Source organism: Streptomyces sp. NRRL F-5650, from assembly GCF_000721365.1.
GTDB classification, from domain to species: domain Bacteria; phylum Actinomycetota; class Actinomycetes; order Streptomycetales; family Streptomycetaceae; genus Streptomyces; species Streptomyces ardesiacus.
Window position 1 is genome coordinate 80,748 of sequence record NZ_JOGV01000016.1, and the last position, 14,244, is coordinate 94,991.

A 14,244-nucleotide genomic window follows, 5' to 3' on the forward strand; every position below is an offset into this window, starting at 1 on the left:
GCGAAGGGGGGTGTCCTTCGGGGCGCGTCTCAGCGGGCGCTGCACACCGGCAGGTCCTGGGGCCGGCGGAGCGCTTCGAGTTCCTTCAGGCGGTCGTCCAGTCCGGACGGTTCGGCGAAGGCGCGCAGTACCGCCTGGTGGAAGGCGTCGCGGGTGGTGCGGGGCATGGCGTCGGAGGCGTCCCAGCAGCGGGTGCGGCCGGGTTCGCGCAGCAGGGCTCCGATCTGCCGCTCGGCGGCGTCCTGCCCGGTGTCCGCCGGGGCGGCCCGGTTCGCCGTGTACTCGGGCAGCGCGGTGTCCGGGTCGGCGAGGTAGCGGACGAGCTGCTCGGCCTCCGGGGTCGGGTTCAGTACGGCCGCCAGGTCTCCGGAGACCTCCCAGGCACCGGCGTCCGCCCCGGCCCCCGGCACGACCTCGGAGGAGTGCACGTAGTCGCCGCCCTCCCGCCGCCAGTGCCCGGCGCGGAAGGACCCCTGGTGCTCCAGCCGGCCCGCCGCGCAGTCGGCGTCGAACGCGGTGGTCAGCACCTGCTCGACCCGGGCGCCGTCCCCCGCGCCCACCAGGCCGGCCCAGGTCGTCCAGGCCCTGCGCACGGCGTCGTCGGTCCAGGGCAGCCTGCCGTTGGCCCAGTCCTCGTACACCCCGGGGCCGGCCTGCTGGAGCAGGATGTCCTCCACCCAGTCGGTGCCGGGCCAGCCCGAGGTCGCGCCGGACTCCATGCCGAGGCACCAGCGGCCGGGAGGACCGGCCGTCTTCGCGGTCGGCGCCGGACCGGCGTACCAGACCATGCTCTTCAGGCCGGTCTTCACCGGCAGCCAGTAGGTGTGGGCGTCCTGCCCCGGCACGGTGACCTCGGGAGCCCAGAACCGGTCGTAGTCCCCTGCGTCGAAGAGGCCGTCCAGCGGGTGGAGGCGGCCGTCGACGGCGTAGGCGAGCAGTTCGCCGGGGCCGGGCAGCACCGCCACGTCGGGCGGGTTGCCGGCCGCCATGTCGGCGGCGAGCACCTGGCTGAGCGCGGAGCTGCCCTGGTAGACGACGTCGATCCGGTACTTCTTCTCGAACGGTTCGAGGACGTGCTCCTCGAACTGCTCGCGCTCGGTGCCGCTCCAGTTGGCGAGCAGGGTGACCGAGCCCTCCCAGTCGCGCGCCCAGCGGACCCCCGCGTACACGCCGGCCCCGAGCAGGACCAGGCAGAGGCAGAGGATGCCGAGGGTCCGGCCGCCCGGGCGTCTCATCGCTGCCCCCGGAACCGGTACTCGGCGATCCGCGGCCACAGTCCCCACAGCGTCAGCGCCACCACCGCGGCTCCTCCCAGCGGTATCCAGTTGGACAGCGAGGCCCAGAACCCGGCGTCCGCGAGCGCGCCCCGCACCTCGCCGGCCCCCTCGGGAACGGCGTCCGGACCGGCCGGCGGCACCCGCACCCCGGCTACGGCGTCGGTCATCGCGCGGTGCGCCGAGAAGGTCTGCCAGGCCAGCACCGGCACCCCCGCGGCACACAGCGCGGTGGCGGCCGACAGGCGCACCGGCACGGGCCGCCGGAAGCGGCGCCGCAGGAACAGCCCGGTCTCCAGCAGCGCCCCGCACAGAGCCGCGTACAGCACGGCGACCGTGCACCAGCCGAGCCACAGTTCCCAGGGGAAGGCGGCCTGCCGCCGGGCCTCGGCCAGTTGTTCGCCGCGCAGGGCGTCGAGGCGGCTCATGATGTCGCCCTCGGTTCCGGCCTCGGTCTCCACGCCGAGGACCTTCTCGGCGTAGTGGAGGAAGGCGGCCCGCAGCGGTGAGCCCTCCGGTTCACGGCCCCCGCGCTCGACCCAGCCCGAGTAGACGGCGATCAGCCCGGTGACGGTCTGGACGTCGTGGCGGCCCGCCAGGCCGGTGACGTTCTCCGAGGCGGCGAGCGCGAGACTCTGCTGGGCGACGGAGATCTGGGTGAGGAACTCGCCGCTGGTGTCGCCCTCGGCGCCGCCCTCGCGGACCACGTCGTGCGCCTGGCGCAGCGCGCCGCGCGCGGTGTCCACGGCGCGGATGCCGGGCGTGCTCGCGGTGGACAGGGGCACGGTGTCGTCGTGCACCCCCCGGTAGGCGAAGAACAGCGCGAGGGTGGCCGCGGTCGCCAGGACCAGCAGCAGCCTGAGCCTGCGCACCAGGTCCCGGCCGGTGGTGCTCACGGCCGTGCCTCGAAGCGGTGGCCGCAGGAGGGGCAGAACCGGGCGGTCGCCGGAGCCCGGTGCGAGCAGGCCGGGCAGCGCACGGTGGCCGAGGTGCCGGGTGCGGTGCCCGCCGTGCCGTTGCTGCCGGCGCCGGTGCCCGGTGCGGGGCCGTAGGTGCTGTGGCTGCTCGCGGTGATCAGGTGCTGGAAGTCGACGGCCGCCACGTCGGGGCGCAGGGCGACCCGGCCCTCCTGCGCGTCCTCGATCCGCACCAGCCGGGCCAGGCGGCCGAGCTGCCCGTCGGCGCCCATCGCGTGGGCCAGTTGCACGGCCCGGCCCAGGTGCCGTTCGGCCAGGTCGCGCTGTCCGCGGCGGTGGGCGTCGGTGGCGGCGGCGACGGCCTCGCCGAGCCTCTGGTGCTGCTCGAAGTGCTCGACCTGGACGTCGGTGTGCCGGGAGAGCGCCGGATCGTCGGTCCAGTGCACCAGGCAGGGCTGCGGCGGCGGCAGCCGGACCTCGTCGCCGCCGGGCACGTCGACGGCGACCACGGCGAGCTGGAGGTCCTCCTGGCGCGGGCGTCCGGACGGGTCGGCGGTGAGGCAGAGCTGGTAGCGGCGGGTCTCGTCGCCCCAGGCGCGGGTGACGAACCGGCCGGTGCCGTCCTCGGCGGTCAGCTCGGCCTCGGTGGGGAAGACCTGCTTGAGGTAGCGCACGGAGCAGCCGGGCATCGCGGTCACGGAGATCACCAGCTCGGGCACGGTCTTGGTGAGCAGCCGGTTCATGAGCTGCTCGTACTCCCCCGGCAGGGCCGCCTCCTCACGCACCGAGGAGGCGCTGCCGTGCAGCCGGCGGGTGATCCGCAGCAGTTCCCGGCCGTCCCAGCCGTCGCCGATGCCCCAGGCGTCGCAGACGAACCGGCCCGCGCACTCCTCCAGCACCCGGGCGAGCGGCATCTGCTCGTCGTGCTGGTTCTTGCCGTCGGTGAGCAGCAGGACGTGGCCGATCGGCGCGTCCTGCTCGGCCAGCAGCCGTCGGCTCAGGTCCAGCCAGGCGCCGATGCAGGTGCCGCCGCCCGCGACCATCTCGCGCACGGCCGCCGCGGCCCGCGCCCGGGTTCCGGCCGAGGCGCGGGCCATGCGCGGGGTGTCCGGGTACACCACGGTCGCCTGCTCGTTGCCCCGGACCACCGCGAACGGGGTGCCGTCGGGCAGCTTGCGGATCGCCGCGACCGCCGCCTGCTGGGCGGCGTGCAGCTTCTCCACCGGCCAGGTCATGGAGCTGGAGCAGTCCACGGCCAGGACCTGCGCGAGCACCGGCCCGCCCGGGCCGCCGGCGCCTCCGGTGCCGTCCACGCGCACGCTGAGGATGGCGTGCATCTGCGGGTCGTCCGCCTCGCCGGACAGGTACTTCCACTGGCTGATCTCCAGTCCGGCGGCCACCTGTCCGGCCGCTCCGCCCGTCCCGGGCGTTTCCGTCACCACGGTGTCCCTGCCCCCTCACCCCGTCGTCGCCGTCCCGCCCACGTCCTGGCTGCCCGCACCGTCCCGCGTTCACGCCGTACGCCGCCACCCCCGCACCAGCTCCCGCAGCCCGGCCGGTGCCGGGAGCACCGCGTAGGCGGCGTCCAGCAGGTCGCCGCGCTCGCCGGCGCTGCCCGCCTGGTCGGCGAGGCGCCTCAGCGACCCGGACAGCAGCCTGCGCAGCGCGTCCTCGGTGTCCCGCGGGCCCAGCAGCTCACCGGCCGGGAAGCCGCTCCCCCAGCCGCCGGGCGGGCGGCAGACGAGCGCGTACTCGCGCAACTCGGTCACCAGCCGGTCCCGGGACCCGCCGTCGTCGAGGTGCAGCTCCGCCAGCCGTTCACCGGCCTCGCGCAGCTCGGCGACGAGCGGAGCGGGCCCGCCGGGCAGCCGGCCGGCCAGGATCCGCACCGCCGCGACGCGTGCGGCGTCGTAGTGCCGGGAGGTGGTCGGCACCCCGTCCAGCACGTCGACGGCCCGGCGGCGTCCGTCACGGCGCAGCCGGACCCGGGCCAGCCCGAAGGCGGCGCTGCCCTGGGTGGGGTCCCGCCGCAGGACGGCCTCGTAGAACTCCTCGGCCTGCGCCTCACGGGCCCGCGCCCGCGCGGCCGCCTGCGCCGCGTCCGGGCCGCGCGGGCCCGGCTCCCGCCCGCCCGGGTCCCGCGCGCCCGGTTCCCGTGCGGCCGCTCCCCGTGCGGCCGGCCCCGGCGGGTCCGGCTCCCGTGCGCCGGGTTCCCGGAACCGTGCGGCCAGGTACTCGGCGCAGTAGCCGAGCGCCAGCTTGGGCGCCGCCTCGCCGGGCAGCGCGGCGTAGGTGGCCGCGAACTCGTCCTCCGCCTGGTCCACCGCGCCGCGCGTGAGGTGGACCAGGCCCCGGTGCCAGAAGATCCGCCAGTCGTAGTCACCGCTCCACCCCTTGGCCCGGGCCACCCACTCCTCGGCCCGGGCGGCGTTCCCGGCGTCCAGGTAGGCGCGGCACAGCCACAGCGCCGTCTCCACGGTGCGCAGCGCCGGGTCGCGCTCCGCCCGTTCGGCGGTGCGGTCGGGGGTGTCCGCGGCGAGCCCGCCGAGCAGTACGGCCGCCGGGTCCGCGGCGTCGGGCAGGGGAACCGGCAGCGCCCGGGCCGTCGCGCGAGGGTCGGGAGCACCGGCCGGCAGCTCCGGCGCCCCGGTGCCGGACCGCCGCGTCCACCACCCCAGCGCCGGAACCGTACCCAGTCCGGCGCCGAAGACCGCCGCGGTCGGCTCGAACCGGGTGGACCGCTCGGGGTACGGCTCCCGGCCGCCGAGCGCCTGGTCCTCGCGCAGCACCTCCCACAGTTGGCGGGACATCTCGGCCGCGGAGCGGAAGCGGGCGGCGGGCTCGGGGTGGGTCGCCCTGCGGATCAGCGCCTCGAAGGAGCGGGCGGCCAGTCCGGCGGGCCGGGTGGCCCGCTCGGCGAGCACCTTCAGGGTCCGGCCGACGGTGTACAGGTCGCTGTCGACGTCGAGGCCGCGCCGGTCGCGTTCGCGCTTCGGCGGGGCATAGCCGTGAGTGTGGACGAGCCCGGAGGAACGGTCGTCGATCCGGCGGATGGCGCCCAGGTCGATGACCTTGATCTCGCGACCGTAGTGGATGACGTTCTCGGGCTTCATGTCGCAGTAGAGCAGGCCCCGGTCGTGCAGGTACTCCAGGGCGCCGAGGATCTTGCAGCCGTACGTGATGACGTGCCCGAAGGTGAGGCCCCCGGCGCCGAACAGCCGCGTCAGCTCCTCCTCGGGGGCGAACCGGATCCAGGCGAGGGACCGGCCGCCGACGTACTCCATCACGATGTAGCCGGTCGGTTCGGCGTCGCCCGGCGCCAGGTGCTGGACGTGCGTGACGATGCGGACGATGTCGCGGTGGTGGAGGGTGCTGAGCGAGCGCCGCTCCTCGACGGCCGCCCGGCGGGCCACGGCGTCGCCGGTGTTGATCAGTCCCTTGAGGACGACGTGCAGTCCGGGCACCCGGGTGTCCTCGGCCAGGTAGACCCAGCCGTGGCCGCCGACCGCGAGATAGCCGAGCACCTTGTAGTGCCCGCCGACCCGGTCACCGGGCCGCAGTTTCGGCCGGAACGAGTACTCCGTGCCGCACTCCGGGCAGAACCCGTGGTCGGGGGCGGGACCGCCGTCGTAGGAGACCCCGATGGTGCCGGCGCAGTTGTCCACGCCGCAGCGCCGCCCGCCGGTCGGGGGCCGGGCGACGGTGTCGGCGGCCTCGGAGGGGTCCGGCGAGGGCAGGTGCGGCAGGACCAGGAGGCCGTCGCGGTCCAGCTCGCCAGGGGGCGCGGTGGCCGGGGGACGCGGTGGCACCGGAGCGGCGGGGTCGGCCGGGTCGGTGGTGCTCCCGGGCGGGGCGGGTTCCGGGGCGGGGGCGCGCCGGTAGCAGGTGTCGCAGAACCCGGTGACCATGATGTGACCGCCCCGGCAGTCGGCCCGGACGCAGGCTCTGCCGCTCATGCCGGGAACTCCCCGCACGGCCGGGGTGCGGGCCGGGGTCTTCTCGCCGTCATCGCGCGTCCCCTTCGCCGTGGTCGTCGGCTGCGCCGTGGCCGTCGACGCGCCGGGTGTAGGCGTCCACCGCCGCCTCCGCCGCACGCACGTCGCAGGGTCTGGCCCGGAGCAGGGTGTGGGCCCGGAGGTAGAGGCCGTCCACGGCCGGGTCCTCCTCTCCGCGCAGGGCGTGCTGGTGCAGGACGTGGTAGCTGCGCAGGCGTCCGGCGAGTTCGTCGCGCCGGTCGCGGAGCCGGTCCAGCTCGGCGACGGCCTTCACCAGCCGGCGGGACACCCGGTCGGCCAGGCGCTCGTACCGCCCGAGGTCGAGGCCGGGCCCGGGCACCCGGCCGGAGCCCGGACGGCCGCCCTCCAGGCCACCGTCGTCCCGGTCCTCGCCCTCCCGGTCCTCGCCCTCCCGGTCTCCGTCGACCCGGTCCTCGCCCTCCCGCTCCGTGTCGTCCGCGTCCGTGTCGTCCGTGCGCTGCAGACCGGCCAGGGCGGCGTGGGCGGCGACCAGGTCCGAGTCGAGGGGGCGCATGCCGTGCGGGACCACGGCCGCGAGGCGTTCGTGCAGGTCACGGGCGAGCGGCCCGGTGATCGCCCGCAGCCGCTCGACGAGCCGGGCGCGACGCTCCCGCTCGGGCCGGGTGAGCAGCCGGTCGCGGGCACGGCGGTGGCAGTCGCCGTCCTCGCGGAACACCAGCAGCAGACGGCTGCCGCCGGCCCGCAGCACCTCCAGGAGGTCCAGCAGCGGCAGCGGGTCGACGGCCTCGTCGACGCCGACGACGACCAGGTTGAGGGTGGCCCGGGAGGCGCGGATGCGGTCGAGCGGGGGATCCTCCGGGTGCTGCCACAGGCCCATGCGTTCGGCGATCCGCTCGGCGATCTCGGCGGCGCTCACCCCGCTCGCGTCCACGGCGAGGTCGTGGCCCCCGGCCGACGGGACGGTGCCGGGCGGGTCGAGGGACGCGCGGTCGACCGAGACCGCGGTGCGCAGTTCCCGGTCGGCGAGCGTGATGGCGCGCCGCAGCGTGGCCGCGCGGGCGGCGTCGCCGGATCGGACCACGCTGATCTTCACCTGACTGCCGTCGTCGCGCAGCCAGGCGGCCAGGCGCTGGGCGAACGGCTCGTCGAGCAGGTCCTGGGCGGCACCGTCGTCGGTGGGCAGCAGCCGCTCGTCGACGGCCGTGGGGCCCACGATGTGCGGCTTGAGCCGGGGCAGGTGACGGGCGATGGTCTCGGCGGGGCTCATGAAGGAGAACCGGTTGCCGTGCTGGTCCTGCTGCCCGCTGAGCACCATGCCGATGACCTCGCCGGTACGGCTGTCGGCGACGCCCGCGCCGCTGCACCCCGGGCTGGCCAGTTCGCCGGGGCTGACCGGGCTGAGCTGCACCTGCCCGTCCCGCCCGCAGCCGCCGACGACGGTGGAACGGAACCAGATGCCGCCGTTGTGGGCGTAGGGGAAGCCGTACATGCGCACTTCGCGGCCGGGTGCGGACAGCCGGTGCAGCCGCACCGTCTCCTCGGCCGGCCGGGGCCGGTCCAGCCGCAGCAGTGCCACGTCCCCGACGGGGTCGCCGTCCGCGTCCCGCGTCTCCGGCACGTAGGCGCTGCCGTCCACCCGGGCGGGCACCGCGGGCACGCTGTGGTCGGCGGCGCCGACGAACTCCGCGGTGAGCCGCTCCTCGGCGCGGTCCACCACGTGCGCGCAGGTGAGCACCTGGTCGGGGGTCAGCAGGATGCCGGCCCCCGCGATCTCCCCGTCCGCTCCCCGGATCCGCACCGCCCAGCTCGGTGTCTTCAAGGGCGAGGCGGCCGGATCTCCCCCGCCAGCAGCCATATGCGAACTATACGGGCGGGTGCACCTGGCGCATACTGCTGCGACAAGAGTGAACGAGCTCCGTGCGGAGGCGAGTTGACGAACGAACCGGGTTTCGTGGGGCTGGCCGAGGTGATCGGCCGGATCCGCGGCGAACTGGAGGAGGCCCGCGCCGAGGCGGAGGGCCGGAACCTCGGTTTCGCCGTGGAGAACGTGAGTCTGACCTTCACCGTGCAGGTGCACCGCGCCGGTTCGGGCCGGGGCGGCGTCCGGATCGGGGTGGTGACGGCCGAACTGGGCGGCTCGGTCGACCACCAGACCACCCATCAGGTCCAGGTGGACCTGAAACCGGAGCTGGCGAGCGGCGAGCGGGTGAAGGTGGGCCGGCGCTAGCCGGGCCGAGGGGCGGGGCCGGTCAGGAGGTCCGGCGCACGAGCGCCAGGTACATGGCGTCCGTGCCGTGCAGGTGCGGCCAGAGCTGGACGTCGGGCCCCTCACCGAGGGCGGGGACGCCGGGCAGCAGCGGCCGGGCGTCGAGCAGTTCGGCGCCGGGGTGCTGCTTGAGGACGTCCGCGACGACGGCGCGGGTCTCGGCGAGGTGGGGCGAGCAGGTCGCGTAGGCGACGACGCCGCCGACCCGTACGGCCTCCAGGGCACCGCGCAGCAGCCCGCGCTGGAGCGGCGCGAAGCCCTCCAGGTCCTCGGGGCGGCGCCGCCAGCGCGCCTCGGGCCGGCGCCGCAGGGCGCCGAGCCCCGTGCACGGCACGTCGACCAGCACCCGGTCGAAGCTCCCGGGCCGCCACGCGGGGCGGGTCCCGTCGGCGGCGATCACCTGGTACGGCCCCGGGCTGCCCTCCAGCGCCCTGGCCACGAGGCCGGCGCGGTGCGGCTGCTTCTCGGAGGCGAGCAGGAAGGCGCCCCGTTCGGCGGCGAGCGCACCGAGCAGCGCGGCCTTGCCGCCGGGGCCCGCGCACCCGTCCAGCCAGCGCCGGTCGGGTCCGTCCAGGGGGGCGTGGGCGAGGGCCAGGGCGACCAGTTGGCTGCCCTCGTCCTGCACACCGGCGCGGCCCTCCCGCACGGCCTCGACGGCCCCGGGTTCACCGCCCTCGCTCAGCCGCACGGCGTAGGGCGACCAGCGCCCCGGTACGGCCGCCTCCTCGCCGAGCAACTCGTCGGCCGTGGCCCGTCCGGGGCGGGCGACGAGGGTCACCTCGGGGCGTTCGTTGTCGGCGGCCAGCAGGTCTTCGATGCCGGCCCGGCCGCCGCCGAGGGAGTCCCACAGCGCGGAGACGACCCAGCGCGGGTGCGAGTGCACGACGGCCAGGTGGTCCTCGGGGTCCTCGTCGTAGGGCGGGGCGACCCGCTCCAGCCAGCCGTCGAGGTCGTCCCGGGCCACCTTGCGCAGCACGGCGTTGACGAACTTGGCCCGCCCGTCGCCGAGCACGACCCGGGCCAGCTCCACGGAGGCGGACACGGCGGCGTGACTCGGGATCCGCGTGCCGAGCAACTGGTGCACGCCCAGGCTGAGCACGTCGAGCACCGGCGGATCGACCTCGCGCAGCGGCCGGTCCACGCAGTCCGCGATGATCGCGTCGTACGTCCCCTGCCGGCGCAGCGTGCCGTACACCAGCTCGGTCGCGAGGGCCGCGTCCCGGGCGTCGAACTTCTCGGGGCCCTCCTTCTCGCGGGCCTTGCGCAGCAGCGGCGGCAGGACGAGGTTGGCGTACGCGTCCCGCTCGTCCACGGCCCGCAGGGCCTCGAAGGCGAGCACGCGGACGGGGTCCTTCTGGGGCCTGCGGTACGGCTTGCCGGGCTTGCGGGGACGACGGGGCTGCTCGCTCACGAAAAAGGTGCTCCGGGTGTGGGGTGAAGTGCGCTCACCAGCGTACGCCGGGCCGGTGAGCGGTGAGTCGCGGGCGCAGGGCCCGGGTCAGCCGCCGAGCAGCTCGCCCTCGGTGATCCGCGCGCCGCGCGCCCAGTCCGCGGCCCGCATCGGCTTCTTGCCCTGCGCCTGCACCCACAGCAGCTCGACGGCGTGCGAGCCGGTGCCGACGTACACGTTGTTCTTCCCCGCGGCGAGCTGTCCCGGGGCGAGGTCGGTCCGGTCGGGCAGCGGCAGGGCCTGCACGAGCTTGAGCCGCTCGCCCCGGAAGGTGGTCCAGGCGCCGGGGGCCGGGGTGCAGCCGCGCACCACCCGGTCCACGCGCAGGGCGGGGGCGCTCCAGTCGATCCGGGCGTCCTCGACGGTGATCTTCGGGGCGAGCGTGACGCCCTCCTCCGGCTGCGGCACGGCCTTCAGGCTGCCGTCCTCGATGCCGTCCATGGTCGCGGCCAGCAGGCCCGCCCCGGCGAAGGCCAGCCGGGTCAGCAGGTCGCCGCTGGTGTCGGTGGGGCGGACGGTCTCGGTCACCGTCCCGTAGACGGGGCCGGAGTCCAGGCCCTCCTCGATCTGGAAGGTGGAGGCGCCGGTGATCTCGTCGCCCGCCATCAGCGCGTGCTGCACCGGAGCCGCGCCGCGCCAGGCGGGCAGCAGCGAGAAGTGCAGGTTGACCCAGCCGTGGGCGGGCACGTCGAGGGCGACGCGGGGCAGCAGGGCACCGTAGGCGACGACGGGACAGCAGTCGGGGGCGATCTCGCGCAGCCGGTCCAGGAACCCGGGGTCGCGCGGCTTCGCGGGCTTGAGCACCTCGATGCCCGCCTCCTCGGCCCGCTCGGCCACGGGCGAGGCGACCAGCCTGCGCCCCCGCCCGGCCGGAGCGTCGGGCCGCGTGACGACGGCGGCGACCTCGTGGCGCCCGGAGGCGATCAGGGCGTCCAGGGCGGGAACGGCGACCTCGGGGGTACCGGCGAAGACGAGCTTCATGGGTGGGACGGGCCTCTCGGGCGGGGGTGGTTGCGGGCGACGCCCCAGTCTACGAGCCGTCGAGCGGCGGAAAGCCGCCGACGGCGCGGGGCCCCACGGGAGAGCGCCGCCGACGGCGCGGGCCCCACGGTAGAGCGGCGCCGACGGCGCGGTACCCCCGCGTGCGCGTGCCGCCCATGGCACGGGGTCCCACGGGAGAGCGCCGCCCACGGCGCGGTACCCCACGGGACGGCTCAGCCGACCGACCGACGGCGAACAGGTGGTGCGCGGGCGGGAGAGCCCCGGGCCGGGAGGCCGAGGGGGCGCACGAGCCAGCCCCCACGCCCCCGCCCCGTGACCAACTCCGCACCCGCACGTTGGTCAAGGAAGAGTTGACACACCGGGCCGCCCGCGCGGCCCGATTCCTTCAACGCCGGTTCGAGAGGCTTGTTCATGGCCGACCACGCAACCCACGACGCCCAGGCTCGGGCCAGCCTGCACTTGCTGGTGCGGGACATCGAGCGGGTCCGCCGGCAGGTGGACGCACTGCGCACCCTCACCGCCCAGTTGGGCAACGTCTACCGCCCGCGGCGCTCCGGCCCCTCCACGGGCTTCGTCGTCTACGGACGTGCCCCCGCCCCGACGGTCCGTCTCGCCCAGGAGCTGCGGGACAGTGTCGAGACCTTGGTCACGGCCGCCGTGGACTTCGACCGCTCGCTCGGTTTCTCGTGGGACGCGGTCGGCTCCGCGCTGGGCGTCACCAAACAGGCGGTGCACCGGCGCTACGGCTCCCGGCGCGCCGCCGCCCAGGCGGCCGCGTCCACCGCCGAGACCACCGAGCACGCACCGGAGCCGACGGGCACCCGTCCGGTCGACGTGGGCTCGGGGCTCCCCCCGGTACCCACGGTTCCGGCGGCCCGCTCCATGCCGACCCAGCCGACCTCGGGCAGTCCGTCCCTGCGCGACGAGGTCCGCCCGACCGCCTTCCCCGGCCCGCGCAACGGCTGACCGCAGGGACCGACCACAGCACGACCGACCACAGCACAACCGACGCGCAGGACCCACCCCCAGGACACACCCGCACCGGCCGCACGCACCGGCCGAACCGCGACCCCGCACCGGCCCTCCGCCCTCCCCGACCCCGGGAGACGGAGGGCCGCGGTGCGAGCGTGCCTCACCCGATGTCGGGCGGATCGATCCGCACCCACACGGCCGTGTCGCTCCCCCGGGCCGTGCGCGCCGCCTGGGCGGTCTTCAGCGCACCGGCCAGTGCCGCCCCGCGCCCCGGCGGCACCCGGACCAGTGCCCGCTCCCAGTGCTCCCCGGGCGGTGGGGCGCCCGCCCGCCGCGGCCGTCCGGCCGCCGTGACCGGCAGGGGCACCGGGCCCAGCACCTCCGCCTCCCGGGGCAGCTCGACCGCGCCGAGGAAGTCGGCCACCGCCTCGGGCGGCCCCGCCACGGCCGCCAGCCGCGACACCGGCGGGAAGCCCAGTTCCGCCCGTTCGGCCAGCTCACGCAACGCGTGTCCGACCGGGTCCCAGCGCACCAGCGCCTGCACCGGCCGCAGCGTCGGCTCGGCGACCGCGACGACGGTGCCCCCATCACTCTGCGGGCGGACCAGCGCGGCGGCGGCCATCCAACGCCGCAACGCGTCCTCGCCGGCCCGCAGATCCGGCCGGCCGAGCATCGCCCAGCCGTCGAGCAGCAGCGCCGCCGCGTAACCGCCCTCGGCCACGGGTTCGGCGCCCGGGGTGCTCACGACCAGGGCAGGGCTCTCGGAGACGGTGTCCAGCACGTGCTCCCGCCCGGAGGTGCGCACGGGCACGGCCGGGAAGGCCCGCCCCAGCTCCTCGGCGGTGCGCCGGGCGCCCACGACCTGCGCCCGCAGCCGGAACGCCCCGCACTCCGGACAGTGCCAGGCGCCCTCCTCGCGCCCGCACCAGCCGCACCGCAGGGCGGAGGCGGACTCCTGCCCCTGCAACGGGCCCGAACAGTGCCGGCACCGCGCGGGCGTCCGGCACGCCGCACAGGCCATCCGCGGTACGTAGCCCCGCCGGGGCACCTGCACGAGCACCGGTCCGTGCTGCAGGCCGTCCCGGATGGCCTGCCAGGCGAGGGTGGGCAGCCGCGCGGCGCGGGCGGCCTCGTCACGGGCCAGGTCCTGGTCCCCCACGGTCCGCACCAGCGGCGCGGCGGCGCGCACGTGCTCCCGCGCGGCGAACAGGGGCCGCGCCCAGCCGGTCTCCACGAGCTGGGCCGCCTCCACGGTGCAGCTCCAGCCGCCCAGCAGGAACGCGCACCGGTCCTGGGCAGCGCGCAGCAGCAGCACCTCGCGGGCGTGCGGCTGGGGAGCGTGCGGCTCGCTGTGGCTGTCGTCGCCGTCGTCCCACAGGGCGACCAGACCGAGGTCGCGCACCGGCGCGAACATGGCGGCCCTGGTCCCGATCACGGCCCGTACGGCGCCCCGGCGCACCGCGAGCCACTGTGCGTACCGCTTCTCGGGTCCGGCGTCGGCGGTGAGCACCGCGTGCCGTCCCTCGCCGAGGAGGGCGGTGAGCGCGGCGTCGACGCGGGCGACCGCCCGCCCGTCCGGCAGGACGACGAGGGCGCCCCGGCCGGAGGCCAGCGTCGCCACGACGGCCCGCGCCAGCTCCCCGGCCCACTGCGGACCGGGCAACGCGTTCCACACCGCGCGCGGCGCGGCACCGGACGCGAGGGCCGACAGGAACGCCGCCCCCTGCTCGTACCGCGCCCACGACCCCGGCTCGGGCACCGGCGGTGCGGGCAGCGGCTGCGGCGAGGCCCGCTTCTCGGCGCGGGCGTTGCGCGGCGGTACGGCGAGCTGGAGGACGTCGGCGACACTGCCCGCGTACCGGTCGGCGACCGCGCGGACGAGGCCGAGCAGCTCCTCGTCGAGGATGCGCTCGGGCGAGACGACCTGCGCCAGCGCGGCCAGGGGCCCCGTGTAGTCGGACTCGGCGAGCCGCTCGACGAGGAATCCGTCGATGAGCCCGCCGCCCTCGCGCCGTCCGTCCCGCACCCGGTGCCGCCCGGCCCCGAAACGCACCCGCACCCGAACGCCCGGCTGGGCCTCGGCGTCCAGTTCCTCGGGCACGGCGTAGTCGAAGTACCGGTCGAGGTGGAGCACGCCCTTGTCGACGAGGACGCGGGCGACCGGCAGCTCCTTGGCGAGCGCGGCCCCGCGCCAGGTGCGGGGCTTGGCCCGGGGGGTCTTCGCCCTGCGGACCGTCTCCCGGATGAGCGCGAGCTGCTCGGGCGGCGCGTCCTGCGCGCCGCCCTGCTCCGGTCCGTTGTCGCTGCTCACGCCTGCATTCTCGCAAAGACCACTGACAGCGCGGCCGGGCGACGGCGCGGCGGCGCGATCCCCGGAACCGCGGCA

General features: G+C 76.4%; 10 protein-coding genes. 2 read left to right on the forward strand and 8 right to left on the reverse strand.

Annotation, left to right across the window (positions count from 1 at the left end; all coding sequences use genetic code 11):
• Positions 1-29 precede the first annotated feature (29 nt).
• From IG88_RS0116750 to IG88_RS0116770, 5 genes are all read right to left on the reverse strand, one after another.
• Positions 30-1,235 (reverse strand): ABC transporter substrate-binding protein, encoded by a 1,206-nt coding sequence (locus tag IG88_RS0116750; protein ID WP_031041174.1) that lies wholly within the window; start codon positions 1,233-1,235, stop codon positions 30-32.
• A complete protein-coding gene (locus IG88_RS0116755; RefSeq protein ID WP_031041177.1) occupies positions 1,232-2,170 on the reverse strand; it encodes a hypothetical protein in 939 nt (312 codons plus the stop codon). The genes IG88_RS0116750 and IG88_RS0116755 overlap by 4 nt, the downstream gene beginning before the upstream one ends.
• Positions 2,167-3,630: a VWA domain-containing protein gene (locus tag IG88_RS0116760; RefSeq protein ID WP_234332174.1), complete on the reverse strand. Its 1,464-nt coding sequence runs from the start codon at positions 3,628-3,630 to the stop codon at positions 2,167-2,169. Before IG88_RS0116760 ends, IG88_RS0116755 begins: the two co-directional genes overlap by 4 nt.
• Before the next feature lie 72 nt (positions 3,631-3,702).
• On the reverse strand, positions 3,703-6,147 hold the full coding sequence (locus IG88_RS0116765; RefSeq protein ID WP_031041183.1) for a serine/threonine-protein kinase: 2,445 nt from the start codon (positions 6,145-6,147) through the stop codon (positions 3,703-3,705).
• A gap of 49 nt (positions 6,148-6,196) precedes the next feature.
• Complete coding sequence (locus IG88_RS0116770) at positions 6,197-8,023, reverse strand: S1 family peptidase (protein WP_078861515.1); 1,827 nt, start codon at positions 8,021-8,023, stop codon at positions 6,197-6,199.
• Positions 8,024-8,098: 75 nt separating this feature from the next.
• Here IG88_RS0116770 and IG88_RS38735 point away from each other — a divergent pair, with 75 nt between their 5' ends.
• Positions 8,099-8,395 carry a trypco2 family protein gene (locus IG88_RS38735; RefSeq protein WP_031041188.1) on the forward strand — a complete coding sequence of 99 codons (297 nt, stop codon included), beginning with the start codon at positions 8,099-8,101 and terminating at the stop codon, positions 8,393-8,395.
• A 22-nt stretch (positions 8,396-8,417) separates the two neighbouring features.
• Here IG88_RS38735 and IG88_RS0116780 read toward each other — a convergent pair whose 3' ends face one another.
• Together IG88_RS0116780 and fmt are read right to left on the reverse strand one after the other, a co-directional pair.
• Positions 8,418-9,845 (reverse strand): RsmB/NOP family class I SAM-dependent RNA methyltransferase, encoded by a 1,428-nt coding sequence (locus IG88_RS0116780; RefSeq protein WP_031041190.1) that lies wholly within the window; start codon positions 9,843-9,845, stop codon positions 8,418-8,420.
• 87 nt (positions 9,846-9,932) lie between these two features.
• Positions 9,933-10,865, reverse strand: a complete 933-nt coding sequence (gene fmt, locus IG88_RS0116785) for a methionyl-tRNA formyltransferase (RefSeq protein WP_031041192.1) — start codon at positions 10,863-10,865, stop codon at positions 9,933-9,935.
• 432 nt (positions 10,866-11,297) lie between these two features.
• Here fmt and IG88_RS0116790 point away from each other — a divergent pair, with 432 nt between their 5' ends.
• Positions 11,298-11,852, forward strand: coding sequence for a hypothetical protein (locus IG88_RS0116790; RefSeq protein ID WP_031041194.1), 555 nt, complete (start codon positions 11,298-11,300; stop codon positions 11,850-11,852).
• 166 nt (positions 11,853-12,018) lie between these two features.
• Here IG88_RS0116790 and IG88_RS0116795 read toward each other — a convergent pair whose 3' ends face one another.
• Positions 12,019-14,169, reverse strand: a complete 2,151-nt coding sequence (locus tag IG88_RS0116795) for a primosomal protein N' (protein ID WP_031041198.1) — start codon at positions 14,167-14,169, stop codon at positions 12,019-12,021.
• Between the last annotated feature and the right edge of the window lie 75 nt (positions 14,170-14,244).

Coding starts and splice junctions, on each gene's coding strand:
- IG88_RS0116750 (WP_031041174.1), bottom strand. CDS start 1,235: ATGAGACGCCCGGGCGGCCGGACCCTCGGCATCCTCTGCCTCTGCCTG.
- IG88_RS0116765 (WP_031041183.1), bottom strand. CDS start 6,147: ATGAGCGGCAGAGCCTGCGTCCGGGCCGACTGCCGGGGCGGTCACATC.
- IG88_RS0116770 (WP_078861515.1), bottom strand. CDS start 8,023: ATGGCTGCTGGCGGGGGAGATCCGGCCGCCTCGCCCTTGAAGACACCG.
- fmt (WP_031041192.1), bottom strand. CDS start 10,865: ATGAAGCTCGTCTTCGCCGGTACCCCCGAGGTCGCCGTTCCCGCCCTG.
- IG88_RS0116790 (WP_031041194.1), top strand. CDS start 11,298: ATGGCCGACCACGCAACCCACGACGCCCAGGCTCGGGCCAGCCTGCAC.